The sequence below is a fragment of the Calidithermus timidus DSM 17022 genome (genome assembly GCF_000373205.1).
Lineage (GTDB): Bacteria > Deinococcota > Deinococci > Deinococcales > Thermaceae > Calidithermus > Calidithermus timidus.
Map to the genome: position 1 here is coordinate 223,267 of NZ_KB890697.1, position 23,857 is coordinate 247,123.

Here is a 23,857-nt window from a genome sequence, read left to right on the forward strand (position 1 = left end):
ACCCGCGAACATGCCTGAGGTGGCCATTGACATCGGCTACTTCTGAAATAGGTCTAGCCAGTGGCCTCCTTGCCCTTGCGGATGCCCTGCAGCACCAGTTCGGAGAGGTCGAGTACCTGCGGGGCCTGGCCCTCGGGTTCCTGGGCAGTTTCCACATTCATCATCTGCATGCAGAAGGGGCAGCCTACGGCGATGGTGCTGGCTCCTGTGGCCTTGAGTTCGCGGTAGCGGTTGGCGCTCACCCGCTCGGTGCCCGGCTCCTCTTCCTTCCAGAACTGGGCCCCTCCGGCTCCGCAGCAGAAGGAGTTCTTGCCGTGACGCGCAGGCTCGGTGAGCTTGAGGCCCACGTCCTTGAGCACTTCGCGGGGCTGGGCGAAGACCCCGTTGTGGCGTCCCAAGTAGCAAGGGTCGTGGTAGGTCACCTCGCCATTCACCGGAAGCGGCTGCAGGCGCCCAGCGTCGATGAGTTCGGCGATGTACTCGCTGTGATGCTTGACCGTGTAGACCCCGCCGAAATCTTTGTACTCGTTGGCCAAGGTGTGGAAGCAGTGGGGGCAGGTGGTGACGATGGTCTTGGGTTTGGCCTCCATCGCGGCGTTGAGGGTGGCCACGTTTTCCTCAGCCAATTGGGCGAAGAGGTACTCGTTGCCGGCGCGGCGGGCGGCGTCGCCAGTGCACTTCTCGCGCTTGCCCAGGACAGCCCAGCTGGTCCCCGACTCGTGCAGGATCTCGGCGAAGGCCCTGGCGGTCTTCTGGGCCCTGGGGTCGTAGCTGGGCGCGCAGCCCACCCAGTAGAGCACCTCGGCCTCGGGGTTCTGCTCCACGGTGGGCACCTCGAAGGGCAGCCCCTCGGCCCAGGCCATGCGCTTGTCGGGGCTCATGTTCCAGGGGTTGCCGTTGCGCTCCATACCCCTGAAAGCCTGGGAGAGTTGGGCGGGGAACTCGCCTTGCATCATCACCCGCTCGCGACGCACGTCCACGATGTGCAGCATCTGCTCGTTGCCCACCGGGCAGACCTCGACGCAGGCGTTGCAGGTGGTGCAGGCCCACACCGCTTCGTCGTTGAGGGCGAAGTCCATCAGCGCCCTGGGGCTGGGCTCCCCTTTAGCGAAGGCGGGGAGGATCTGGTTGAGCTCGTAGCGCTCGCTGATCAGGATGGCGGCGGGACTCAGGGCCTTGCCGGTGGTATAGGCCGGGCAAACCTCCTGGCAGCGGTTGCACATGATGCAGCTATAGGCATCGAGCAGCCGGGGCCAGGTGAAGTCCTCGAGCCGAGCCACCCCCAGCCCATCCTCCTCGGCCTTCTCGAAGTCTATGGGCAGCAGTGCTCCGGGTTTTTCCTTCTTGAAGGCGATGTTGAGCGGGGCCAAAAACAGGTGAATATGCTTGGAGCGGGCAAAGTAGGGCAAAAACAGCAGGATCGAGCCCAGGGCGAACCACCAAAAGAGGTGCTCGAGAAAGATAATCTCGCGCTCCTCGAGGTTGCCCAGCAGGCTTCCGATGGCCGAGGCCACCGGCTGGTAGGGATCTGGCCCCACGTCGGCGGCCTGAGACGACTTGGAGAGCAGCCTCGAGCCCACGTGGAAGGCGATGAAGGCCCCCACGATCCCCGAGTCGCGGGGAATCCCCAAGCGTACGCGCTCGTGCAAGGGAACGTTCTCGCGCCAGGTGAAGTCTTTTGGCCGGGTCACGTAGCGGCGCAGCATGAGCCCTGCGATGCCCACCAGGATCAGTGCGGTCAGGATGTCGGCCACCAAGTTGAAGCCGTTCCAGAACCAGCCATCCCGTGTCTGGAGAGGGAAATAGCCCTCGAGCACGTCCACAAAGTTGACCAGCAGATAAAACACGAAGCCGAAAAACACGAAGGCGTGCAACAGCGAAACCCAGGGGCGCTTCTTGAAGACCGTCTGCTGGGTCAGCACCAGCCACAAGGCCCGGCCCAGCCGTACAGGCAGCCGGTCGAAACGGTTTTCGGGCTTACCCCGCGCAATGGCCCTGTACACGCGATAAAACGCCATCCCACCGAAGTAAGCGGAAGCGGCAGCCAGGAGCAGAAAGAGGATTTTCTCGGGTACGCTCAGCATCAGGCCTCCAAAAACTTATACTTGGTATAAGATTATATCCCGGACCTCGCTATAGTCTAGCCTCTTAGGTCTCACACCGTACGCAAGGGGCTGGGCCTCGAAGTGGCTTTCATTGACCAGGGTGTAGTAAGGACCGACCACGTCCCCCATGACCCTCGAGAGGGGGTAACCCATGCGCTGCCCGGTCGCCAAAGCCTCTCTCACCAAGGCCAGGGCCTCACGAGCCTTGCCAAAGTGGAGCTGGAACACCTCCCGAAGCACGATCATGACAACCTCCTCGGTCTTGCCGAAGCGCTGCGGTCCCTCTCGAGGGCGGACCAATCAGGGCGAATACTGAGCATACCCCCGCACCGTGGTCGCGCCTTGGCCCGATTCCAGACCCGCCCCCGGCATGAATGATGGGGAATAATGGGCAGCGATGAGCACTATCGCCGTCGCCTGGTTTTTGCTGCTGGCCTTTTCGGCCTTCAACCTCTACGCCGCCTATCGTCTGCTCAAAGCCCGCAACCTCACCAACCTGATCTGGATCCCAGTGGTGGGCACCACCATCCCCATCCTGCTGTTCGCCTGGAAGCCGGGGGGCCTGACCCTGCTCTCCTTCCCGGTGCTCCAAAGCATCGCGTTCTACCTGCTGATCACGATTGCCAACCGCAAGACGCCTTAGCGGGGCTGGGCCAGCACCACGGCCCAGGCGTTGCCCACGGGGGAGAAGCCCGCGCCGAACTCCTTGTAGTAGAGGTTCATGATGGCGCGGCAGTGCACACCCGAGCGCAGCCACCAGCGCACCGCCCTGGCCGGGCTAGGGCTTCTTCCCTTGAAGATGATCTCCGACATGCGCGTGTAGCGATACCCGGCGCGGCTGAGGCGCACCCGGGGGCCCACGCCGCCGTAGTAGTGGGAGAGGAAGCCCTTGCGGCCCATGTTGAGGGCGTGGCCCAAAGCCACCTTTGCCAGCGTCGCATCATACTTCAAGGGCGGGAGGGGGGAGCCACCCCCGCCCCCCGGACAGCGCACCCCCTGCACCCTGGCCTGGTTGATCAGGCCCAGTAGCTGAGCCTCGAGCGATGCGGCCAAAGAAAAGCCGCTCAGCAGCAGCACTCCCAGCATGACCCAGCGCATCATTGCCCCACTCCTCGGATTACCCGCCGAGTATAACCCAAGGGCAGGGAACAGGAGGGCTAGGGTCGGGGGTTCGGATCTGGCTCAAAAAAAGCTAAAGCTCAGCCAGGCAAAGAGCCCACCCAGGATCGCCCCTACTACGACCTCGAGGTAGGTGTGGCCCAGCAGTTCTTTGAGGGGTTCCTGCTCGGGGCCGCGCTGGATGACGGTGCGCAGCTCCTCGAAGAGGTCGTTGAGGCGGGCGGCGTGCATCCCAGCAGCACGGCGGATGCCGGTGGCGTCGTACATCACGATGCTGGCCAGCACCACCGCGACGGCGAAGAGGGTGCTGCCCCAGCCCTCGCTCATGCCGATGCCCACCGCCAGGGCCACCACCGTCGCCGAGTGGGAGGAGGGCATCCCGCCGGTTTCCATCAAGCGCTCCCACTCCCAGCGACGCTCGATGTAGTAGTAGATGAACAGTTTGAGGATCTGGGCCAAGGCGGTGGCCAGCAAAGCCGTCCAGAGCACCTGGTTGGAGAGGAGTTCAGCCATAGCGGGTTGACTCGGGCTATTCTACAGGTCTGCCCGTTTTGAGGCGATCGTCTAGCGACTTCGTGAGCCGGGTTCGCCGCGCGAGAGGATCATCCCAGGCTCACCCCTGCGGCGCACGGCGGCTTTCACGGTGTTGAAAAGCAGCATGGCCACCGTCATGGGCCCCACCCCGCCGGGCACCGGGGTGAGTGCCGAGGCCACGCGCGCCACTTCCGGGACGCAGTCGCCCGCCAGGATGTCGCGGCCCTGATCGTTGCGGCCTACCCGGTTCACGCTCACATCGATGATCACCGCGCCGGGGCGCACCATTTCGGGGGTGATGAAACCGGCCCTTCCCACCGCCGTCACCAGGATCTCGGCCCGGCGGGTGATCTCGGCCATGTTCTGGGTGCGGGAGTGGGCGATGGTCACGGTGGCGTTCTCGCGTAGCATCATGGCGGCAAGGGGTTTGCCCACCAAGTTGGAACGGTTGACGATGACCACTTCCTTGCCCGCGACGGTGATGCCGTAGTGCCCAAGCAGGCGCATGATGCCCGCCGGAGTGCACGACTCCAGCGCCTCCTGCCCACTCCACAACCGCCCGGCGTTCACGGGGGTGAGGCCATCGACGTCCTTGGCGGGGTCGATGGCCTCGAGCACGGCCTGCTGCCGGATCTGCCGGGGCGTGGGGAATTGCACCAGGATGCCATCGATCCCATCGTCGGCGTTGAGGCGAGCGATGTGCTCAAGGAGGGCCTGTTCACTGGTGTCTTCGGGGAAGACGTCCACCTGGCTGCTGAGGCCAATCTTCCGGGCTTGACGGTCCTTGAGCCGCACATAGGACACTGAGGCCGGGTCCTCCCCTACCCGCACCACCCGCAGGTGGGGTACGTAGGGCAGGTGGGCTAGCTGAGCCTTGAGTTCTTCGTAAACGGCTTCGGCCACAGGAGGGCCGGCAAGTTCGAGCATGCAAACACCCCTCGTTGAAAGTTTAGCGTTTGGAGGAGGGTGGACGGTGCAAGCACCTCTGCCCCCTCCCGCCAAACCTCGCTTCAGGCCCCGGAGGAAGTCTGGATTTCCCCTGCCTCGATGCGCTTGAGCAAGCGGGCCAGCACCCCGTTGACGAAGCGACCCGAGTCCTCGCCGCCGTAGCGCTTGGCGATCTTGACCGCGACCTCGATGAGGGGGGGGTAGGGGGTCTGTTCGTAGAGCATCTCGTAGGCCGTCAATCGCAGGATAGCCAGATCGGTCTTGGCCATCTGGCCGAAGCTCCAGCCCTCGATGGTGGCCTCGAGCGCCGCATCGACGGCGATGGCCTCTCGTCCGTAGCCTTCGATCAGCTTGCGGGCAAAATCCAGGCCCTCCTGGTCCAATCGGTCACCGTAGGTCTCGTCGTCGTCCTCGAGGTCCTGCGTGGCATGCTCCCAGGCGGCCTCGAGGTCCCCCCCACCGTTGGTGTACTCGAAGAGTACCCTAAAAGCCAGTTCGCGCGCCTTACGCCGCACCGCCGCCCTCCCGGTACTCTACCGCCACCACCGTGAGGTTCACGGCTCGCACCTTGAGGCCAGTCGAAGCGCTCAGGGCCTCGGCCACGAGGCGCTGAGCGTTCCTGGCGAGTTCGGGGATGGGCTGGCCGTAGTCCACGCTCACGTTGAGATCGACGCTTAAGGAATCCCCCTCGCGCTCGACGCGCACCGGCTTACCACGCCGCCCGGAGAACATCTCTCCCACGCTGCGAGCCCCAGACTGGACCAAGCGCAGGCCTTGCGCACCTTCCAAGGCCAGCGTCACCAGCCCCACCAGGGCGTTGTCGTAAAGGTCATAGTCCACCATAGGGCTATCATAATGCCGCGAGCAAACGAGAAGGCGGTTGTCGACCCCCATGTGGAGCGGTTTTCCGGGGTGCTTTCGGGAAGCGGGGCCTTTGCAGTAGCCTGAGTGACCGATGTTCTCCACCCCGCTCCCTGCCGAACTGCGCCCTTTGCTCGAGCGCCTGCTGACCCTGGCCCAAGATGAGCTCTCAGGCGGCGACCTCGAGACCTTCAGTCTGCGCCTGGAGCGCTACCTACCCGACCTCCACGCCGGCCTGACAGCGGTATACCCCGACGCGGAGGGGCTGCTCGAGCGGCTGCTGCCCATCCTCACCGCCGCCCACCAGGCCCGCAGCGCCGATCTCAGGCGCCTCGACGCCAAGCGCCTGCTGGCCCCCGACTGGTTCCAGCGCCCAGAGATGATCGCCTACGTGGCCTACACCGAGCGCTTCGCCGGGACGCTGAGGGGCGTTGAGGAGCGGATCGACTACCTCGAGGAGCTCGGCGTGCGCTACCTCCACCTCATGCCCTTCCTCAAGCCGCGCCCCGCCCCCCACGACGGCGGCTACGCGGTGATGGACTACCGCGCGGTGCGCGAAGACCTGGGCACCATGGCCGACCTCGAGGCCCTCACCGCCAAGCTGCGCGCGCGGGGCATCGCGCTGTGCTGCGACCTGGTCTTGAACCACGTGGCCCAGGAGCACGAGTGGGCGCTGCGGGCCCGCAGGGGCGAGGCGAAGTATCAGCGCTACTTCCACATGTTCCCCGACCGCACCCTCCCCGACGAGTACGAGAAGACCCTGCCCGAGGTCTTCCCCGACTTCGCTCCGGGCAACTTCACCTTCGACGAGGAGAGCGGCCAGTGGGTCTGGACCACCTTCAACCGCTGGCAATGGGACCTCAACTGGGCCAATCCCGAGGTCTTCCTCGAGTTCGCCGACCTCATCCTCTGGCTCGCCAACCGCGGCGTGGAGGTCTTCCGCCTCGACGCCATCGCCTTCATCTGGAAGCGCCTGGGCACCAACTGCCAGAACCAGCCCGAGGTGCACGCCATCACCCAGGCCCTGCGTGCCGTGGCCCGCATCGTGGCCCCGGCGGTGCTGTTCAAGGCCGAGGCCATCGTGGCCCCCGACGACCTGATCCACTACCTGGGTCAGGGTCCTCACTTCGGCCTGCTCAGCGATACCGCCTACCACAACAGCCTGATGGTGCAGATCTGGTCGAGTCTGGCCTCGCGCGACGTGCGGCTGATGAGCGAGGCCCTGCGCCGCTTCCCCCTCAAGCCCACCAACACCGCCTGGTGCACCTACTTGCGCTGCCACGACGACATCGGCTGGGCCATCGCCGACGAGGACGCGGCGCGGGTGGGGCTCTCCGGCGAGGCTCACCGCCGCTTCCTCTCCGACTACTACTCCGGGCGCTTCCCCGCCTCCTTCAGCCGGGGGCTGGTCTTCCAGGAAAACCCCCGCACCGGCGACCGGCGCATCTCGGGCTCGGCAGCCAGCCTGGCGGGCCTCGAGCAGGCCCTGGAGCGGGGAGACCCCCATCAGCTTCACCTCAGCCTCGAGCGCCTGCTGTTGGGCCACGCCGTGGTGCTGGGCTTCGGTGGGATTCCCCTGTTGTACATGGGCGATGAGCTGGCCCTGCTCAACGACCATTCCTACCTCGAGGAGCCCGAGCACGCCGAGGATAACCGCTGGGTCCACCGCCCGCACATGGACTGGGAAAAGGCTGCCCGCGCCAAAGCCGACCCCACCTCGCCGGAAGGCCGCATGTACCACGGCCTGCGACACCTCATCCGCGTGCGCCGCACCACCCCCCACTTCCACGCCGCCCTCGAGGCGCAGATCCTCGAGCCGCGCAACCCCCACGTCTTCGGCTACGTGCGCCGCCACCCGCTGGGCAACCTGGTGGCGCTGTACAACTTCAGCGAAGAGGTCCAGTACTACCCCGCCGAGGTGCTCTGGCAGCAGGGGCTCGGCCTGCCTTTCGACCGCATCAGCGGCCAGCTCGTGCCCATCGAGCACCACCTGGTGCGGCTGGAACCCTATGCCCGGCTGTGGATCACGGATGAGAGTGATCGATAGCAGGAGCAGGCCCCGTGCCCGTCCCTACCTCTGGCTTCTGACCTTCGAGGCGTACGACGTACAACTGGCGTTTTGCGTTTTGCGTCTGTAGCATAAACCCGTGCTTTTACACCTGCGCCAGCATACCCTCGAGCTCTCGAGCCCCCGGCTGATGGGGGTGCTCAACCTGACCCCAGACTCCTTCTCCGACGGGGGCAAATACCAAGGACTCGAGGCGGCCATCAAGCGGGCCCGGCAGATGGTGGCCGAAGGAGCCGACCTGATCGACATCGGCGGCGAATCCACCCGCCCCGGAGCCCAGCCGGTGGACGCCGAGGAGGAGAAGCGCCGGGTGCTGCCGGTGCTCGAGGCCCTCTTGGAGCTGGAAGTGCCCATCAGCATCGACACCCGCAAGCCGGAGGTGGCCGCCGAAGCCCTGGCCCTGGGGGCTCACCTGCTCAACGACGTGACCGGGCTGCGCGACGAACGCATGGCCGCACTGGCCGCCCGCTACGAAGTCCCCGCCGTGATCATGCACATGCCCGTCCCCGACCCCGCCACCATGCAGCAGCACGCCCACTACGCCGACGTGGTGACCGAGGTCAGGGAATTCCTGCAAACCCAAGCCCGCAAAGCCCTGGAAGCCGGGGTGCCGCAGGTAGTGCTCGACCCCGGCATCGGCTTCGGTAAGACGCTGGAGCACAACCTCGAGCTCATCCGCCGCTTAAACGAGCTGGTCACGCTGGGCCATCCGGTGCTGCTGGGGGCCAGCCGCAAGCGCTTTGTTGGCACCCTGAGCGGGGTGGAAGTGGCCGAGCAGCGGGTGATGGGAACGGTGGCGGCCCACCTCTTCGGCGTGAGCCGGGGAGCACGCATCCTGCGGGTTCACGACGTGAGGGCCCACCGGGAGGCGCTGGCGGTGTGGAATGCCCTGGCTCGGGAGGTCGTGCATGGGTAGGGTCGTGCTCGCAGGCATCGAGCTATACGCCCGCCACGGCGTACACGCCGAGGAGGAGAGGCTGGGGGCGCGCTTCGTGGTGGACGTGGAGATGGAGGTGGCCTTCGAGGGGAAACCCGACGTCATCACCTCTACCGTGGACTACGGCGCGGTCTTTCGCTTCGTACAGAAGCTCGCGACCGAGCAGCGCTTCTACCTCATCGAAGCCCTGGCCGATCACCTGGCCGAGGAGATCATGAAGCGCTTTGCCGAGGTGCAAGAATTGGTGGTGCGGGTGCATAAGCCCCACGCCCCCCTGCCCGGCGTGGTGCGGGATGTGTTCGCACAGACCTCGAGGCGGCGATGAACTACGGCGAAGCCCTGGGCTACACCGCTTCCCTGCTTAAGTTCGGCATCCAGCTCGGCCTGGAGCGCTTTCGTGAGCTTTTACGACGGGTGGGCGACCCCCACACGGCCTTCCGCGCAGTCCACGTGGCCGGGACCAACGGCAAGGGTTCGACCACCGTCTTCATCGCCTCGGTGCTGCGCGAAGCGGGCTACCGCACCGGCTGCTACCTCTCGCCCCACCTCTTCGACTTCCGCGAGCGCATCCAGGTGAACGGGGTCCTGATCCCTCCCGAGGCCTTCGCCCGGCAGGTCGAGCGCCTCAAGCCCGTGGTCGAGGCGCTGGCCCAGGACGAGCGCTACGGCCAGACCACCGAGTTCGAGCTGATCACCGCCGCGGCCTTCGGTCACTTCGCCGAGGAGGGGGTGGAGGTGGCGGTGCTCGAGGTGGGCTTAGGGGGGCGGCTCGACGCCACCAACGTCATCCCACCCCCGCTGGTCGCGGTGATCAGCAGCATCGGCCTCGACCACCAGGAGCTGCTGGGCCACAGCCTGCGCCAGATCGCGCTCGAGAAGGCCGGAATCCTCAAGCCGGGCGTTCCCGTGGTGACGGGCGTAACCCAGGGCGAAGCCCTGGAGGCCATCGAGGAAGTGGCCCGCCAGCAGGGATGCCCGTTGCACCGAGTTGAACCCGCCGCGCAACGCCGCGCCGACGGCTACGCTTACTACGCCTCCGATGCCCGCGGGCTTTCGATCTGGCTGCCCGAAGCGCCCCTCATCGGGCTGCGCCTGGCGCTGCAGGGCCACTTCCAACACGCCAACGCCGCCGTGGCCGCCGCTGCCCTCAACCGCTTGCGAAAGCAGGGGCTGGCGATCCCCGAGGAAGCCCTGCGGCAGGGCCTCGAGCGAGCCCGTCTGCCGGGCCGTTTCCAGGTCCTGCGCATCCAGAATCCTCCCCGCACCCTGGTACTCGACGTAGCCCACAACCAAGACGGCGCCCGCGCGCTGGCCGAGGCTCTGCAACACGCTTTCCCCGGCCAGAAGGGGCTCTTCGTGGTGGGCATGAAAAACAACCACGACCCGGCCGAATTCCTGCCACCCCTCAAGGAGCACGTCGGGCGCTTGTGGGTCAGCCAGCCGCGCACCAACCCCCGCCCGCTGGAGGAGCTGCTCGAGGTAGCCCACCACCTGCACCTGAGGGTGCAGGCCATGCCCAGCATCCCGGCGGCGCTGGAGCAGGCGCTCGAGCGCGCCACCCCCGAGCAGCCCGTGGTCCTCACCGGCTCCTTCCTCACGGTGGGCGAGTTGCCCGAGCCCTACCGCAGCCTGGCGCTGGCGGGGCAGGAGGGGTTTTGACCTACAGCCGCAAATCGGTGGGGCGTATTCCTGCGGTGTCCAGTTTCCCCAGCAGCGCCTCCACGCTCTGGTCCAAGCCCGGCACTACCCACCCCGGCGCGATGTCGGCCAGCGGAGCCAGCACGAAAGCCCGCAGGTGCATGCGGGGGTGGGGGATCACCAGTCCGGGTCGTTCTAGACGCAAGTTGTCACACAGCAGCAGGTCGAGGTCGAGGGTGCGCGGGTCATTGGGCTGCCGCCGAACCCGCCCCTCCCGGCGCTCGATGTCCAGCAGGCGCTCGAGCACTTCCGTGGGCTCGAGTTCGCTCCTGAAGACCGTTGCCGCGTTGAGATAGGCCCCTTGACCGACAGGACCGCCCAGCGGATCGGTGTCGTACACCCGGCTCAAAAGCAGATCGAGCGCCCCCACCTCCTGCTTGAGCAGCTCCACCCCGCGCCGCAGATACCCCAGACGATTCCCCAGGTTGGAACCCAAAGCCACGGCATAGCGATGCACGGCAACAAAGTATCACGAGACCCGCACAGCATTTGGCTTCGAGAGCAGAGGAGGGCGGGCACGGGGGCCTATCCCTATGCCCTAATACCGGATTCAAAAAGATACTCTTCAAAACCAAAACCCAGAGGCTATCTTTTTGAATCCCAGAGCACTCCCTTCGGTCGGGTTAGTTCGTCACCATTCGGTGACGAACTAACCGAATCCGGTATAAGATTGCAGGTTGATGCACCCCCCGCCGCCCGCTCGAGGATCAGAATAGGATTGCCATGAGCATCAAGGAGATCACCTTCAACACCAAGGCCCTCGTCGGCGGCGAGTGGGTCGGTACCACCCGATCCTTTGCGGTGCATAGCCCCTACTCGGGCGAGGTCATCGCCCAGGTGGCCGACTGCGGCGAGGCCGAGGCCCGGCGGGCCATCGAGGCCGCAGTCGTGGCCTTCGAGACCTGGCGCGACGCCACCGCCTACGAGCGCGCCGCGCTGATGAAGCGGTGGCATGCCCTGATCCTGCGTGACGAGCAGACCCTGGCCCAGACCATCGCCATGGAGATGGGCAAACCGGTCAGCGAGGCGCTGGGCGAGGTGCGCTATGCGGCCAGCTTCATCGAGTGGTACGCCGAGGAAGCCAAGCGCATTTACGGCGAGACGGTGCCCAGTCAGTTCGCCCACAAACGGTTGTTGGCCATCAAGCAGCCGGTGGGGCCGGTGTACGGGGTGACCCCCTGGAACTTCCCCGCCGCCATGGCCACCCGCAAGATCGGCCCTGCCCTCGCCGCGGGCTGCACCTTCATCCTCAAACCCGCCGAGCAGTCCCCCCTCACCGCCATCAAGCTGGCCGAGCTGTGGCTGGAGGCTGGCGGGCCACCCGGAGTCTTGCAGGTGCTCACCACCTCCGACCCCGTGGCCCTCACGCGGGTGATGATGGCCGACGAGCGCATCCGCAAGATCACCTTCACCGGCTCGACCGAGGTGGGCAAGATCCTCACCCGCCAGAGCGCCGACACCCTCAAGCGCATCTCCATGGAACTCGGCGGACACGCCCCCTACCTGGTCTTCGAGGATGCCGACCTCGAGCAAGCCGTCAAGGACGTGGTGGCCTGCAAGTTCCGCAACGCGGGCCAGACCTGCGTGTGCACCAACCGCATCTACGTGCAGCAGAGCGTCGCCGAGGCCTTCAGCCAGAAGCTGGCTCAGGCTGCCGCCGGGCTCAAGGTGGGCGACCCCCTCGACCCCAGCACCCAGATCGGGCCGCTGGTGGACCGGCAGGGCCTCGAGAAGGTCAAGGCCCACGTCGAGGATGCCAGGGCCAAGGGTGCCGCCGTGCTGACGGGAGGGGAGGCCACAGGCGGGCTGTTCTACGCCCCCACCGTGCTGGCGGGTGTGCGGGAGGACATGCGCATCATGAGCGAGGAAACCTTTGGCCCCGTAGCCCCGGTGATCCCCTTCAAAACCGAGGAGGAAGCCATCCGGGCCGCCAACAACACCCCGTACGGCTTGGCGGCCTACCTCTGGACCAAAGACCTGAGCCGGGCCATCCGGGTAGCCGAGCGGCTGGAATACGGCATCATCGGCCTCAACGACGCGGTTCCTTCCACCGCCCAAGCCCCCTTCGGCGGGGTCAAGCAAAGCGGCTTTGGCCGCGAGGGCGGGCACTGGGGGCTCGAGGAGTACCTGTACGTGAAGTACATCTCGGTGGGGATGGTTTAGCCCGTCAACTTGCGACCGAGCAACTCCCGCAAAAGCTGCGGGTTGGCCTGGCCCTGAGTCTCGCGCATCACCTGGCCTACGAAGAAGCCCATCAGGCCGACCTTTCCGGCGCGGTAGGCGGCCACTTTGTCGGGGTTGGCGGCCAGGACTTGCTCGACGAGGGCCTCGAGTGCGCCCGCGTCGCTGAGTTGACGCAGGCCCTTGCGCTCGACGATGGCCACGGGGTCTTCCCCGCTCTGCTGGGCTTCGGCCAGCACGTCCTTGGCGATGCGGGTATTGATACTGCCCTGCTGGAGCAGCCGGATCAGGGCCGCGAGCTGAGCGGGGGCGACCCTGACTTGCTCTTCACGGATGGCCGGGCCCAGGTCGTTGACCACCCAGCTCGCCAGCGCACCCACCTCACCGTGTTTCGCGGCTTCGTCGAGGTAGGCCTCGAGCCGGGGCTCCCGCGCCAGGACCAAGGCCTCGGCCTCCCCTACCCCCTCGGACTTGAGGCGCTCGAGCCTGTTGCGCTGCTCGGCGGTGAGTTCCGGCACCTCTCGGTGTACGGGCCCCGCCCCTCCCGATAGGCGGTGGCCTTCGCGGCGTCTGGCCTCTGGCGTCTTGCGCTCCTCGGCCTCTTTTCGGCGTACGGGCCCTGCCCGTCCCGCTTGGGGATCGCCCGTGCCCCAGGTGTCCTTCAAGGTCACGATGCGGTTGAACACCAGCGCCTCGGGCCTCGAGTCCACCGGATCGCGCCAGAAGTAACCGCTGCGCTCGAACTGGTAGCGGGTGTCGGCAGGGTCGCCCACAACGCTGGGCTCGACGTAGCCGTGGGCGACCTCGAGGCTACGCGGGTTGACGAAGCTGAGGAAATCTCGGTCTTCCGTCTCCTCGTCCTCCTGCTCCTTGGCCTCGGCTTCGGGGTGGGGCACGGTGAAAAGCCGGTCGTAGAGGCGGAACTCGGCTGCGAGCGCACGTGAGGCGCTGACCCAGTGGATCACGCCTTTCGCTGCACGAGCTCCGCCGTTGGCGCCCTCGTCCAGTAGGGTGCAGCGCAGCTCGGCAACCTCCCCAGTTTCGTTGGTGATGAAGCGATCGCAGCGGATGACCCCCGCTCCGCGCAGCCGCACCGTCCCGCCAGGGGTGAGGCGCTTGAAGCCGGGGGGTGGGTCTACGGCGAAATCATCTTGCTCGATGTAAAGCTCACGGGTGAGGGGCACGGGCCGGGTGGCTTCCTCGGGCCTGACCCGCCGCCCGCCGGGCAGGGCCACCAGGCCGTCGGGCGATTCCTGTACCACGTCGTGGGGCCAGTAGGCCAGGTGCAGGGTCTGCTCGTAGCCCTCGGGCAGGTTCTCCAACACTACCTTGAGGGGACGGATCACGGCCATCACCCGCGGGGCGCGGTGATTGAGGTCGTCGCGGATGGCGTGCTCGAGCAGGCCGATGTCCACGGTGCGGTTGGTGCGCGAGATGCCCACCTGCGAGGCAAAGCTGCGAATGGCCTCGGGGGTCACGCCCCGGCGGCGCTGTCCGGCCAGGGTCGGCATGCGCGGGTCGTCCCAACCGCGCACGTAGCCGCCTGCGACGAGCTTCTTCAGCTTGCGCTTGGAGACCACGGTGTACTCGAGGCTGCGCCGCCCGAACTCGTACTGATGGGGGCGGGGGGTCTTGTCCAGGGGGGGGTGACCCCAGAGGTGGTCCATCAGCCAGTCGTAGATGGCCCGGTTGTCCACGAACTCCAAGGAGCACAGGCTGTGGGTCACGCCGTCGAGGGCGTCGGAGGTGGCCTGGGCGAAGTCGTAGGAGGGGTAGATGCACCACTTCCTACCGGTGCGGTAGTGCTCGGCGTGGACGATGCGGTAGAGCACCGGGTCGCGCAGCTTCATGTTGGGGCTGGCCAGGTCGATCTTGGCCCTGAGCACGTGGGCCCCATTGGGGAACTCTCCTGCGCGCATACGCTCGAAGAGCTCGAGGTTCTCCTCCACGCTGCGCTCGCGGTAGGGGCTGGGCGTGCCGGGTTTGTCCACGCTGCCGCGCAAGCGGGCCATCTCCTCGGGGGAAACGCTGTCTACGTAGGCCTTGCCCATCTTGATGAGCCGAAGGGCCATCTCGTAGAGCTGTTCGAAGTAGTCGGAGGCAAAGCTGGTCTCATCCCACTCCCAGCCCAGCCAGCGCATGTCCTCGATAATCGAGTCCACGTACTCCTGCTTCTCGGTCTCGGGGTTGGTGTCGTCGAAGCGCAAACGGCACACCCCGCCGTAGTCGTGGGCGATGCCGAAGTTGATGTAGCTGGCGATGGCGTGTCCCAGGTGGGCATAGCCGTTGGGCTCGGGCGGGAAGCGGGTCACCACCTTTTCATAGCGGCCCGCCTCGAGGTCAGCGTCGATGATCTCGGTGATGAAGTTGGGGCTGACCATGCGGCGACGGGACTCAGGCGGGTTCTTCACGGTGCTCATAAGTCACTGACTCCAAGCATACACTCTGCTCGAAGGAGCAAAAGGAAGGGCGATACCAAGCCAGCCGATAGCCTGACCCCACCCGCCAACGCTATTCTTAGAGACATGCACCTGCACCCTGAAGTTGAGGAAGCCCTGGCCAGCAAGCAGCCGGTAGTAGCCCTCGAGTCCACCGTCATCACCCACGGACTGCCCCGCCCCACCAACCTCGAGCTCGCCCGCAAACTGGAGCAAGCCGTGCGCGAGGAAGGGGCCGTGCCCGCTACCATCGCCATCCTGCAGGGTGAAATCTGGGTGGGGCTCACCGACTTTCAGCTCGAGACCATCGCCTTTGCCAGCGGCGTGGAAAAGGCGAGCCTGTGGAACCTGGCGGCCATTCTGGCCCAGCGCAAGCACGGGGGAACCACGGTGGCGACCACGGCCTTCCTGGCCCACAAGGCGGGGGTCTCGGTCTTTGCGACGGGGGGCATCGGGGGCGTGCACCCTGCAAGCAGTGGGCGGGCTTCTTACGATGAATCCGCCGACCTCTTCGAGCTTTCGCGCACCCCCATCCTGGTGGTCTCGGCAGGGCCCAAGAGCATTCTCGACCTAGCGGCGACCCTCGAGCGCCTGGAGAGCTACGGCGTGAGCCTGCTGGGCTATCAAACCGATAAGCTCCCGGCTTTCCACACCCGCGAATCCCCCTTCGACCTGCCCGCCAGGGTGGAAACCCCCGCCGAGGCCGCCGCCGTCTTCGCCCAGGCCCGTCGCCTACTGCCCAGCGCCACGCTGGTGATGAACCCGGTTTCGCAGGGGCTGGAGTGGGCACAGGTGCAAAGCTGGATCGAGCAGGCCAACCAGGAAGCCGCGCGCGGCGGCATCCACGGCAAGGCCCTGACCCCCTTCCTGCTCTCGAGGCTGGCCGAGCTCTCGGGTGGGGTCACGGTAGAGGTGAATTTGCGGCTGCTGGAGGAAAACGCCCGCCTCGCGGCCCGCATCGCCACGGCTTTGTCCCAGCTCAGGGCTTAGGGGCTTAGAATGTTCCGAGATGTGTGAACTCGGATACCGCCTGCGCCAGGCCCGTGAGGAACAGGGCCTCGAGCTCGCCCAACTCGCCGAGCGGCTCAAGGTGCGGCGGGCCATCCTCGAGGCGCTGGAAGAGTGCCGCTACGATGAGCTCCCGGAGCCCCCCCTGGCGCGGGGTTACCTCAAACGCTACGCCCAGGCCCTGGGCCTCGATCCCAAGCCCTTGCTGATGCTCTATCCGGCCAGCCCAGCCCCCACCCCCACCGACGAACTGCCCCCCCAGAGCCGAATTCCCACCCGTACCCCGCGCAGTTCCTGGCTGTGGGTGCTTCCGGTTCTGGCGCTCCTGGGAGGGGGGGTTTTCTGGTGGTATTCCGCTCGTCAGGGACACTCCAACGAGGCCACGCCCACAACCCAGGTCGCTCCCGTCGTCAAGCGGGTAGTGTTACGGGTGAACACCGAGCCTGCTGGCGCACGGGTCTACCTCGATGGTTTCCTGCTGGGCAACGCCCCCATCCAGGCTCCGGTCGAAGTGGGTGAGCGGGTGTTGCGGGTCGAGGCCCAGGGGTACGTTCCCAAGCAGCAAACCCTCAACCTCTTCGCCGACCAGAACCTCACGGTGCGGCTCGAGGCCGTCAAGCCCTCTCCAGCTCCCCCAAACACCTCTCCCCAATCCACCCCCCAGCCCAGCGCCAACACGCTGGTCCTTCGGATCGAACAGCCCTCCTGGATTCGCGTCACCTCGCTCGATGGACGCCAGCTCTACGAGGGCATCGCCCCCGCAGGTACCCAGCTCACCTACCCGCTGCCGGTCAACGTGCGCACCGGCAACGCTGGAGGGGTGCGGGTGATCGTGCAGGGTCAGGACCAGGGCCTCATGGGTGCCGTAGGGCAGGTGGTGCAGCGCCGTTTTGACAGCCCGCCCACGTCCAATCCGTGAATCCGGCATAAAACGTACGACTCCTATCCTGGCACCAGATGCAGATACTGCGGCTTGAGCGAGACCTCGATGGTCCGACCTACCTCGAGGCCCAGCCGCTCCTGCACGTGACGCGGCAGCAGCAGGTCGAGCTCTAGCTGGTGTATGGCCGTAGCCTGTCCCGACAGGGGATCGTCCAGCGGGCCGCTAAAGCGCCCGCGCAGACCCAGGCCCTCGGGCTTGAGGCTCAGCAGGATGCCGCTGAGGAGGTTGTCCTGCACGGGAAGTTCGCGCCTGCGGTCCGGGCGCACCACGATCACCTCGTCGGAGCGCACGCAGGCCACCACCGCTTGGCCCAGGCGGGCCCAGCTCGGGCGCTTGGCCCGCAGCCGCACGCCGTTGCAGGTAATCCAAGCGTTCTCGCCCTCGAGACCCTCTACCACTCCCCGCAGGAAGTTGCGAAAGCCCACCAGCCGGGCAGTGTTCAGATCGACGGGATGGGCGAAGACCTCGGTGCTGGAGCCCTGCTGGATGAGCCCCTTAGCCCCCAGCACCGCCACCCGGTCGGCCTGCTGGGCCAGCCAGGGGTCGTGGGAGGCGGCCAGGGTGGGGATGTTCAAGTCGCGCAGCGAGGAGAGTACCTCGGAGAAGACCTCCTCGCGCGTCGCTAAGTCGAGGGCGCTGGTAGGCTCGTCGAGCAGAAGTAGCTCTGGCTCACGGGCCAGGGCTCGGGCCAAGGCCACGCGCTGCTGCTGCCCGCCCGAGAGCTGGCGCGGATAGCGCGGGGCCAGCGAGGCGATGCCCATGAGCTCGAGGAACTCCAGTGCCTTCGCCCGGCGCCGCGCGGGCGGCAGGTGGGCCAGCGGGAAGGCCACGTTCTCCAGCGCGGTGAGGTGCGGGAAGAGCGCGAAGTGCTGGGGCAGGTAGCCCACCGGGCGCTGTTCAGCCCGCAGGCCCGCGAAGGGCTGGCCCCGGGCGGGCAACAGCCCCGCCAGGGCCTTGAGCAGGCTGCTCTTGCCCACCCCGCTCTCCCCCAGCAGCACGGTGAAACCCTGAACCTGCAGGGTTATCTCGAGGCGGACGGGGTGCTCGAGGGTATAGCGGACTTCCACCAATCCTCCAGGCTACGCACAGCATAAAGCAGGGCAAGGCTGGTCAGCAGCAGCACCCCCGAGGCCTGAGCCGCCCTATCAAAGCGCAGCGCCTGCACCTGGTCGTAGATGTAGATGCTGACCACTTGCGTTTTCCCGGGCATACTGCCACCGATCATCAGCACAACCCCGAACTCCCCCAAGGTGTGAGCAAATGCCAGCAGTGTGCCCGAAAGGATGCCGGGCCAACTCAAGGGGAGGATCAGCTCGAGCCACAGCCGGGGCCAGCGTGCCCCCAGCGTACGCGCTGTCTGAAGCAAGTCGGGATCCAAGGCCCGAAACGCCTCGCGGTAGGCAGTGAGGGCAAAAGGCAGGCTGAACAGCACCGAACCCACGACCAGGCCCTCGAAGCGAAAGGCCCATTGAATCCCCAGGTACTCGGCCAGTGGGCCATTTTTGCCCAAGAGCAAAAGCAGGTAGAAGCCCAACACGGTTGGCGGCAGGGTTAGGGGCAGCAAGACCACCGACTCGAGCAGGCGCTTTCCCAGAAAACGCTTGTGCACCAACAGCCAGGCTAGGGGTATCCCCAGCAAAAGCAGCAAAACGGTCGAAGTCAGGCAGACCTTTAGGCTAAGCCATAAAGCTTGCCAGAATGCTTGGTCATTCATCGGGCTTTTCCCCAGGCAAAACGAATCCGTAGTGCCGCAGGACAGCGCGTGCAGGGGGCGTGGCAATGTAATCGTAGAACTTACGTACCGCAGGCCGGTCCTGCCCCTTGAGCACTACGTAGTTTTGGTTGAGCCGCAGGTGACTCGAAAGCGGGGCCAGCCAGTACTTCCCCTTCTGCTCCAGCGTCGGGCTTTTGGCGATGGAGAGCGCCAGGATCCCCACTTTTGTGCTGGCCATGGCCAGCTGTGCAGTCTGGGCTATATTTTCGCCGTATACAAAATCGAAACGGGGCTTGCCTCGCTGCAAAACTGCCACGCTGTAAAAAGCGGGAATTCCGGCAGTCATCTCCTCCCACTCTGCCTCACGGGTTTTCTTGAGCAATCCAAAGTGCTCCAGCAGCGTGACCGCAGCCCGTCCATAAGGGGCGTGCACGGGGTTGGCAATCGCCACCTGCGTCACCTGCTTGTCGAGCATTAGCTTTGGGCCGAGCTTTTGCGGGTCGAGTCCTTGGGCCACGAGTTCATTGGCCACCCAGATCACTATACGGCCCACCGCATAGAGCTTGCGGCTGCCGGGCACCGTCATTCCAGCCTGCTCCAGACGCAGTGGAAAAATTTCGTCCGCTGAAAAGTAGATGTCGGCAGGCAAGCCTTGCAGAATTTGGGTATAGAACTTCCCTGAAGAGCCAAAATTCAGTTCAACCTTGATCTCAGGGTTGGCCGCTTCAAAAGCCTTGGCGATCTCCTCGAGCGCAAACTGCAGATCGGCGGCAGCCACCACCCGCACCACGTTGCCCTGAGCCTGAACCAGCCCCAACCCCAGCATCAACCAGCACAGCAGCACCCGTAGCATCTCATCCCTCCCTACCGTGAACCATGTAGTTACAGTGTAACTATACAGCATGGCCCTCAAGGTGGGTCATCCTCCAGGAGTCGCTCGACGTAGCGTAGCCCAGCCTGGGCCATCTCCAGACGCCACAGCAGCGAAACCCGCACCACTCCCCTGGCACTCTGGCTCAAAACCTCCAAGCTCTGGAGTTGGGCTCGGTAAACCTCGCGCTGAAGGGTGAGCAGGTCGCGGCAGCTCCGGCCTGAACGCAGCAGGAAAGCCAGTTTGAGCCGCAGGTCCGAGCGTCCAAAGCGTAGGCGGGTTACCGGGAGCCGCAACCACTGCTCCAGCCGCTCGCGCCCACGGTCGCTGATGCGATAGAGCACGCGCGGCGGCCCACCCTCCCCGGCCTCCCGACCTACCTCAACGATAAAGCCCTGCTGCTCGAGGTGCTCGAGCGCACGGTAAACCTGGGGGCGCTGGATGCGCCAAATCTGCCCCAGCTCACTCCCCGCCCCGAACAACGCAGCCAGCCGGAAGCCATGGGTTTCGCCCTCGGCCACGGCGGCCAGCACCGCCCAATCGCTGGTCGAAAGCTCTGGCTTGGCCACCGAGCACAGCCTAGCAGAGCTCGGCGGGTAGGTTAAGATGTCGGGGTGGAAAAACTCCTGGTCAAGATCGGCGGCAGCCTCAAGGGGGCAGCCGAATTGCTCGACGAGGTTGCCGCCTACCCCGGCCCGCTGGTGCTGGTGCACGGGGGGGGGCCCAACATCGGGGAGTGGCTGAGCCGACTGGGCTTCGAGACCCGCTTCCATAACGGCCTACGGGTGACCCCACCTGAGCAGATGGAGGTCGTGGAGATGGTACTCTCGACGCTGGGCAAACAGCTCGCCCACGGGCTCAGCATCAGGGGGCGCAAGGCAGTGGCCCTCACCGGGCGCGACGCCGGGCTGCTCGAGGCCCGCCTGATGGACCCCGAGCTGGGCCGGGTGGGCGAGGTGAGCGCGGTCAGGGCTGAGGTGCTCGAGCGCTTGATCCAGGCGGGCATCACGCCGCTGGTGGCCCCCATCGGGCTCGATGCGGAGGGAGCGCTCAACATCAACGCCGACACCGCCGCCGGGGCCATCGCCGGAGCCCTCTGCTTGCCCGCCGTCTTCCTCACCGACGTGGTAGGCGTGCTGCGCGACCCCAAGGACCCCGCTACCCGCTACGCCCGGCTCACTCGAGGCGAGGTGCGAGAGCTCATCGCTCAGGGCATCGTCTCCGGCGGCATGATCCCCAAAGTAGAAGCCGCGCTGGGTGCCCTGGACCAAGGCGCCCCCTGGGCCGCGATCGCCCGGGGCGAGCGGGGCGTTTTGCAGGGCGTGAGGAGCGGGCAGGCCGGGACCCGCGTCGTACTGTAGCCGATATAATCCCCCTGATGCGAGCCATCCTGATGGAAAGCCGAGGCGGCCCGGAAGTGCTGCGTTACGGCGAGATCGAGCCCCCCCGCGCGGGAGCAGGCCAAGTCGCGGTGCAAGTGCGGGCGGTGGCCCTCAACCACCTCGACGTATGGGTGCGCAAAGGCACCGCCAGCCCCAAACTGTCCCTGCCGCACATCCTCGGCTGCGACATCGCCGGAGTCGTGCTGGAGGTGGGGCCTGGGGTGGAACACCTGCAGCCCGGCGAAGCGGTGGTGGTCAACCCCGGCATTTCCTGCGGGCGCTGTGAACGCTGTTTGAGCGGGCAGGATAACCTCTGCCCGCACTACCAGATCCTGGGTGAGCACCGTTGGGGCGGCTATGCCGAGGTGGTGGTGGTCCCACAGGCCAACGTGCTGCCCATGCCGCCCAGGCTGGGCTTCGTGGAGGCCGCCAGCATCCCCCTGACCTTCCTCACCGCTTGGCAGATGGTGGTGGACAAGCTCCAGGTGCGCCCCGGCGAGGACGTGTTGGTGATGGCAGCAGGCTCGGGGGTCTCGGTGGCGGCTATCCAGATCGCCAAGCTGCACGGAGCCAGGGTCATCGCCACCGCCTCCAGCGAGGCCAAGCTCGAGGCCGCCCGCGCCCTGGGCGCCGACGAGGGCGTGAACTACCGCGAGGCGGGCTGGAGCAAGCGCGTGCGCGAGCTCACCGGCGGCAAGGGGGCCGACGCGGTGGTGGACCACACCGGGGCGGAGTTCTGGCAAGAAGTCCTGCGCTCAACCGCCTGGGGCGGGCGTATCGCCGTGGCCGGAGCTTCGTCGGGCTACGAGGCCCTCACCCCCATGGCCCACATCTTCTACCGCCAGCTCAGCATCTACGGCTCGACCATGGCCTCCAAAAGCCGCCTCTTCCCCATCCTCCGCTTCGTCTGCGAGGGCAAGCTGAAGCCTGTGGTGGGTGAGGTGCTGCCCCTCGAGCAAGCCGCCGAGGGGCACCGGCGGCTCGAGGAGCGCAAGGTATTCGGCAAGGTGGTCCTGACGGTGGAGCCCAGGGCCTAGGGCCAAGGTGTCCCGCGGCTTTCGTACAACCCGCGTTCAACATCCTCGCAACACCTTCTCCAGGCACAGCGTGGGGTACATCACGCCTTTCCAACCAAACACCGAGCGCTTGAACTGCCGGTAGCCCCACTTACGGTACAGGCGCAGGGCTGGCGTATTGTCGGGCTCGACCATCAGGGTAATGCGCTCCAACCCCCGCCTGCGGGCTTCCTGCTCGACGCGTTGCAACAGCGCGCTGGCGATGCCCAGGCGGCGGTAGGCGGGCCGGACCTCGAGCGCCTGGAGGTAGCCGCTGCGCTCATCGGCCAGATCGGGATCGGGATGGTCGAAGAGCAGTTGCACCGTCCCCACCATCGCCTCTCCCAACACAGCGACCCACAGCACCCGCTGCCCCACGAAATGGGACTCCACCTCTCCCCGCACGATCTGGTAGCTGACCTCATCCTCTCCACGCCAGGCCAAGAAAGCCTCGGCCTGGTGGAGATGGAGCGGGGTGATCTCGAGGGCAGCCATGGGCGCACCGGGCTCCTGCATCAATCATAGGGGTACACGGGTCAACCTCCCTCAATAACACTCCTTTCCCACGCAATTCTCCCGTACCACGTTGGGCCCTTGCACGAACTCCTTAGGACCCACCAGACCCACCAGGCCTCCGGATCCGAGGGTGCGGATCTTGTTGCCCTCGAGGGTGTAGCGCCCCACCTGCCCGAAAGCCCGGTTCTCACAGTTGCCTATGGCGGTGTTGGCGTCGATGAGGTGAAAACCGGTGGCGTAGTTGACCCGGTTGTTGCGGATGATGTGACCCACGTTGGTGTAAATGAAGCTTCCCCAGCGGTTGGAGCAGCGCCCGTCGTTCTGGGTGAACCACTCCACTCGCCCCTTCACCTCGTTGTTCTGCACCAGCACCTGCTCGGCAGTGAAGCCCACCGCCGTGTGGGTACCCGCAAAGGTATTGCCATCGGCCACGATGAACTGCCCGTTACGCTGTTCATGCTTCTGGATGCCGTTGGCAGGCTGGTCGAGATCCTGGCTGAAGTCGTCGTTGGTGAGAAACAGCAGGCCTCCACTGCCGAAGGAGGCGGCAAAATTAGCCTTGATTACCCCGCCACCGTGCAGCCCGTCGAGGTAGACGGCGTAGGGCGAAGGCCCCTCGAAGCTGCCCCCGCGAATCCACACGTTATCGATAAGGGCGTTACCCGAAACCAAGCCGGGGTGGTGCACACCGGGCTCGAGCTTCAAGGTCGTGCCCACGAAGCTCAGGTTGTCGAGCACCACGTCCCGGATGCCCGCGATGCGGACAAGGGGGGTGGGAATCTCCCCGTAGCCGTCGAAGGTGAGGTTCTTGAGGTAGATGTTGCCGGGGCGGTTTTGCGCGGTGCGACGACAGAGGGCGTGGTTGGGATCGTAGTCCTTGACGATGCAGTCGACGAATTCGACATAGCTTTTAATGGCCGGGTCCTTCGAGCCTTTGGGTATGGCTCCGTAGCCCCCGCTCAGCAGCGCCCGCCCCTGGATGCGCACGGTGCCGGGCTCGTCGGCCACGATCTGGATGTTGCTGTAGCCCCGCGTCACAAAGGACTGCCGGTAGACCCCGGGTCGCAACTTGATGGTCACGCCCGAATCGCCGTAGCGGTCGATCGCCTCCTGAATGCTATCTTTAGGAGTGAGCTCGAGCACCCGCGCGAAGGGTCTAATCCCTCCGATGGGAATCCCGCCCGGCGCGTCGGGGTTGAGGGGATGGCGGGCCCACCAGGCCTCCACCGTGCTGCGGTAATCCACGTTCACACGGGGAACCCCCGGCCCCTCGGCGGGCACGGCTTGGCCCAACACCACCCTCACGCCCAGCGCCAACCCCGTGGCGAGAAGCATCCAAGCTCTGACAGTGACGCTCATAGTGCTCAATCTACAAGCACGCCGTCTGAGTTTTGTGGCTTTGGACATAGGCCAGGGCCCTCCGCACCGCATGGGGCTCGGATTCGTTCAAAAGATAGACTTCGACCCCCTGCGCTAACA

25 protein-coding genes are annotated in these 23,857 nt (G+C 65.9%); 10 read left to right on the forward strand and 15 right to left on the reverse strand.

The features are described from left to right. Positions 1 to 53: 53 nt before the first annotated feature. Both B047_RS0110080 and B047_RS0110085 read right to left on the reverse strand, forming a co-directional pair. A complete protein-coding gene (locus B047_RS0110080; RefSeq protein ID WP_018466839.1) occupies positions 54 to 2,084 on the reverse strand; it encodes a (Fe-S)-binding protein in 2,031 nt (676 codons plus the stop codon). A 15-nt stretch (positions 2,085 to 2,099) separates the two neighbouring features. Beyond that, entirely contained in the window at positions 2,100 to 2,351 is a 252-nt protein-coding gene (locus B047_RS0110085) for a hypothetical protein (protein ID WP_157205882.1), read from the reverse strand. 151 nt (positions 2,352 to 2,502) lie between these two features. Here B047_RS0110085 and B047_RS0110090 point away from each other — a divergent pair, with 151 nt between their 5' ends. Next, positions 2,503 to 2,748, forward strand: coding sequence for a hypothetical protein (locus B047_RS0110090; protein ID WP_018466841.1), 246 nt, complete (start codon positions 2,503 to 2,505; stop codon positions 2,746 to 2,748). Here B047_RS0110090 and B047_RS0110095 read toward each other — a convergent pair. The 5 genes from B047_RS0110095 to B047_RS0110115 form a co-directional block, all read right to left on the reverse strand. Continuing rightward, the gene (locus B047_RS0110095) at positions 2,745 to 3,206 is read right to left on the reverse strand and encodes a CAP domain-containing protein (protein ID WP_018466842.1); all 462 of its coding nucleotides are present in this window, start codon (positions 3,204 to 3,206) and stop codon (positions 2,745 to 2,747) included. The two genes, B047_RS0110090 and B047_RS0110095, sit on opposite strands and share 4 nt — an antisense overlap. A gap of 81 nt (positions 3,207 to 3,287) precedes the next feature. Next, on the reverse strand, positions 3,288 to 3,737 hold the full coding sequence (locus B047_RS0110100) for a divergent PAP2 family protein (protein WP_018466843.1): 450 nt from the start codon (positions 3,735 to 3,737) through the stop codon (positions 3,288 to 3,290). A 51-nt stretch (positions 3,738 to 3,788) separates the two neighbouring features. Continuing rightward, the gene (locus tag B047_RS0110105) at positions 3,789 to 4,685 is read right to left on the reverse strand and encodes a bifunctional methylenetetrahydrofolate dehydrogenase/methenyltetrahydrofolate cyclohydrolase (protein ID WP_018466844.1); all 897 of its coding nucleotides are present in this window, start codon (positions 4,683 to 4,685) and stop codon (positions 3,789 to 3,791) included. Positions 4,686 to 4,768: 83 nt separating this feature from the next. Further along, on the reverse strand, positions 4,769 to 5,221 hold the full coding sequence (nusB, locus tag B047_RS0110110) for a transcription antitermination factor NusB (RefSeq protein WP_018466845.1): 453 nt from the start codon (positions 5,219 to 5,221) through the stop codon (positions 4,769 to 4,771). Further along, positions 5,211 to 5,549, reverse strand: a complete 339-nt coding sequence (locus B047_RS0110115) for an Asp23/Gls24 family envelope stress response protein (protein ID WP_018466846.1) — start codon at positions 5,547 to 5,549, stop codon at positions 5,211 to 5,213. The genes nusB and B047_RS0110115 overlap by 11 nt, the downstream gene beginning before the upstream one ends. A 112-nt stretch (positions 5,550 to 5,661) precedes the next feature. Between B047_RS0110115 and B047_RS0110120 the strand changes: the two genes are divergently transcribed. From B047_RS0110120 to B047_RS16670, 4 genes are all read left to right on the forward strand, one after another. Next, positions 5,662 to 7,614, forward strand: coding sequence for an alpha-amylase family protein (locus B047_RS0110120; RefSeq protein WP_018466847.1), 1,953 nt, complete (start codon positions 5,662 to 5,664; stop codon positions 7,612 to 7,614). Between the two features lie 151 nt (positions 7,615 to 7,765). Further along, positions 7,766 to 8,551, forward strand: coding sequence for a dihydropteroate synthase (gene folP, locus B047_RS0110125; protein ID WP_052606111.1), 786 nt, complete (start codon positions 7,766 to 7,768; stop codon positions 8,549 to 8,551). Beyond that, positions 8,544 to 8,897, forward strand: coding sequence for a dihydroneopterin aldolase (gene folB / locus B047_RS0110130; RefSeq protein ID WP_018466849.1), 354 nt, complete (start codon positions 8,544 to 8,546; stop codon positions 8,895 to 8,897). The genes folP and folB overlap by 8 nt, the downstream gene beginning before the upstream one ends. Further along, positions 8,894 to 10,231: a bifunctional folylpolyglutamate synthase/dihydrofolate synthase gene (locus B047_RS16670; protein ID WP_018466850.1), complete on the forward strand. Its 1,338-nt coding sequence runs from the start codon at positions 8,894 to 8,896 to the stop codon at positions 10,229 to 10,231. Before folB ends, B047_RS16670 begins: the two co-directional genes overlap by 4 nt. Before the next feature lies 1 nt (position 10,232). Here the strand turns inward: B047_RS16670 and folK are convergent, their stop codons facing one another. After that, a complete protein-coding gene (folK, locus tag B047_RS0110140; protein ID WP_018466851.1) occupies positions 10,233 to 10,727 on the reverse strand; it encodes a 2-amino-4-hydroxy-6-hydroxymethyldihydropteridine diphosphokinase in 495 nt (164 codons plus the stop codon). A gap of 266 nt (positions 10,728 to 10,993) precedes the next feature. Here folK and B047_RS0110145 point away from each other — a divergent pair, with 266 nt between their 5' ends. Then, complete coding sequence (locus B047_RS0110145) at positions 10,994 to 12,433, forward strand: NAD-dependent succinate-semialdehyde dehydrogenase (protein ID WP_018466852.1); 1,440 nt, start codon at positions 10,994 to 10,996, stop codon at positions 12,431 to 12,433. On the opposite strand, the gene B047_RS0110150 is transcribed toward B047_RS0110145, so the two are convergent. Next, positions 12,430 to 14,871, reverse strand: coding sequence for a glutamine--tRNA ligase/YqeY domain fusion protein (locus tag B047_RS0110150; RefSeq protein ID WP_018466853.1), 2,442 nt, complete (start codon positions 14,869 to 14,871; stop codon positions 12,430 to 12,432). The two genes, B047_RS0110145 and B047_RS0110150, sit on opposite strands and share 4 nt — an antisense overlap. Before the next feature lie 105 nt (positions 14,872 to 14,976). On the opposite strand from B047_RS0110150, the gene B047_RS0110155 reads away from it, so the two are divergent. Both B047_RS0110155 and B047_RS0110160 read left to right on the forward strand, forming a co-directional pair. After that, a complete protein-coding gene (locus B047_RS0110155) occupies positions 14,977 to 15,879 on the forward strand; it encodes a pseudouridine-5'-phosphate glycosidase (protein WP_018466854.1) in 903 nt (300 codons plus the stop codon). Positions 15,880 to 15,898: 19 nt separating this feature from the next. Next, complete coding sequence (locus B047_RS0110160; RefSeq protein WP_018466855.1) at positions 15,899 to 16,816, forward strand: helix-turn-helix domain-containing protein; 918 nt, start codon at positions 15,899 to 15,901, stop codon at positions 16,814 to 16,816. 23 nt (positions 16,817 to 16,839) lie between these two features. Here the strand turns inward: B047_RS0110160 and B047_RS0110165 are convergent, their stop codons facing one another. From B047_RS0110165 to B047_RS0110180, 4 genes are read right to left on the reverse strand one after another with little or no spacing between them, the layout of a single operon-like run. Then, positions 16,840 to 17,907: an ABC transporter ATP-binding protein gene (locus B047_RS0110165; RefSeq protein WP_018466856.1), complete on the reverse strand. Its 1,068-nt coding sequence runs from the start codon at positions 17,905 to 17,907 to the stop codon at positions 16,840 to 16,842. After that, entirely contained in the window at positions 17,862 to 18,554 is a 693-nt protein-coding gene (modB, locus tag B047_RS0110170; RefSeq protein ID WP_026234794.1) for a molybdate ABC transporter permease subunit, read from the reverse strand. The genes B047_RS0110165 and modB overlap by 46 nt, the downstream gene beginning before the upstream one ends. Beyond that, on the reverse strand, positions 18,547 to 19,407 hold the full coding sequence (modA, locus tag B047_RS0110175; RefSeq protein WP_018466858.1) for a molybdate ABC transporter substrate-binding protein: 861 nt from the start codon (positions 19,405 to 19,407) through the stop codon (positions 18,547 to 18,549). Before modA ends, modB begins: the two co-directional genes overlap by 8 nt. A gap of 56 nt (positions 19,408 to 19,463) precedes the next feature. Further along, complete coding sequence (locus B047_RS0110180) at positions 19,464 to 19,994, reverse strand: PadR family transcriptional regulator (protein ID WP_018466859.1); 531 nt, start codon at positions 19,992 to 19,994, stop codon at positions 19,464 to 19,466. 45 nt (positions 19,995 to 20,039) lie between these two features. Between B047_RS0110180 and argB the strand changes: the two genes are divergently transcribed. Together argB and B047_RS0110190 are read left to right on the forward strand one after the other, a co-directional pair. Continuing rightward, positions 20,040 to 20,786 (forward strand): acetylglutamate kinase, encoded by a 747-nt coding sequence (argB, locus tag B047_RS0110185; RefSeq protein WP_018466860.1) that lies wholly within the window; start codon positions 20,040 to 20,042, stop codon positions 20,784 to 20,786. Positions 20,787 to 20,803: 17 nt separating this feature from the next. Beyond that, entirely contained in the window at positions 20,804 to 21,844 is a 1,041-nt protein-coding gene (locus B047_RS0110190; protein WP_018466861.1) for a zinc-binding dehydrogenase, read from the forward strand. Positions 21,845 to 21,880: 36 nt separating this feature from the next. Here B047_RS0110190 and B047_RS17240 read toward each other — a convergent pair whose 3' ends face one another. Then, complete coding sequence (locus tag B047_RS17240) at positions 21,881 to 22,357, reverse strand: GNAT family N-acetyltransferase (RefSeq protein WP_169336598.1); 477 nt, start codon at positions 22,355 to 22,357, stop codon at positions 21,881 to 21,883. A gap of 51 nt (positions 22,358 to 22,408) precedes the next feature. After that, positions 22,409 to 23,737 carry a hypothetical protein gene (locus B047_RS0110200; protein ID WP_157205883.1) on the reverse strand — a complete coding sequence of 443 codons (1,329 nt, stop codon included), beginning with the start codon at positions 23,735 to 23,737 and terminating at the stop codon, positions 22,409 to 22,411. Positions 23,738 to 23,857: the final 120 nt, after the last annotated feature.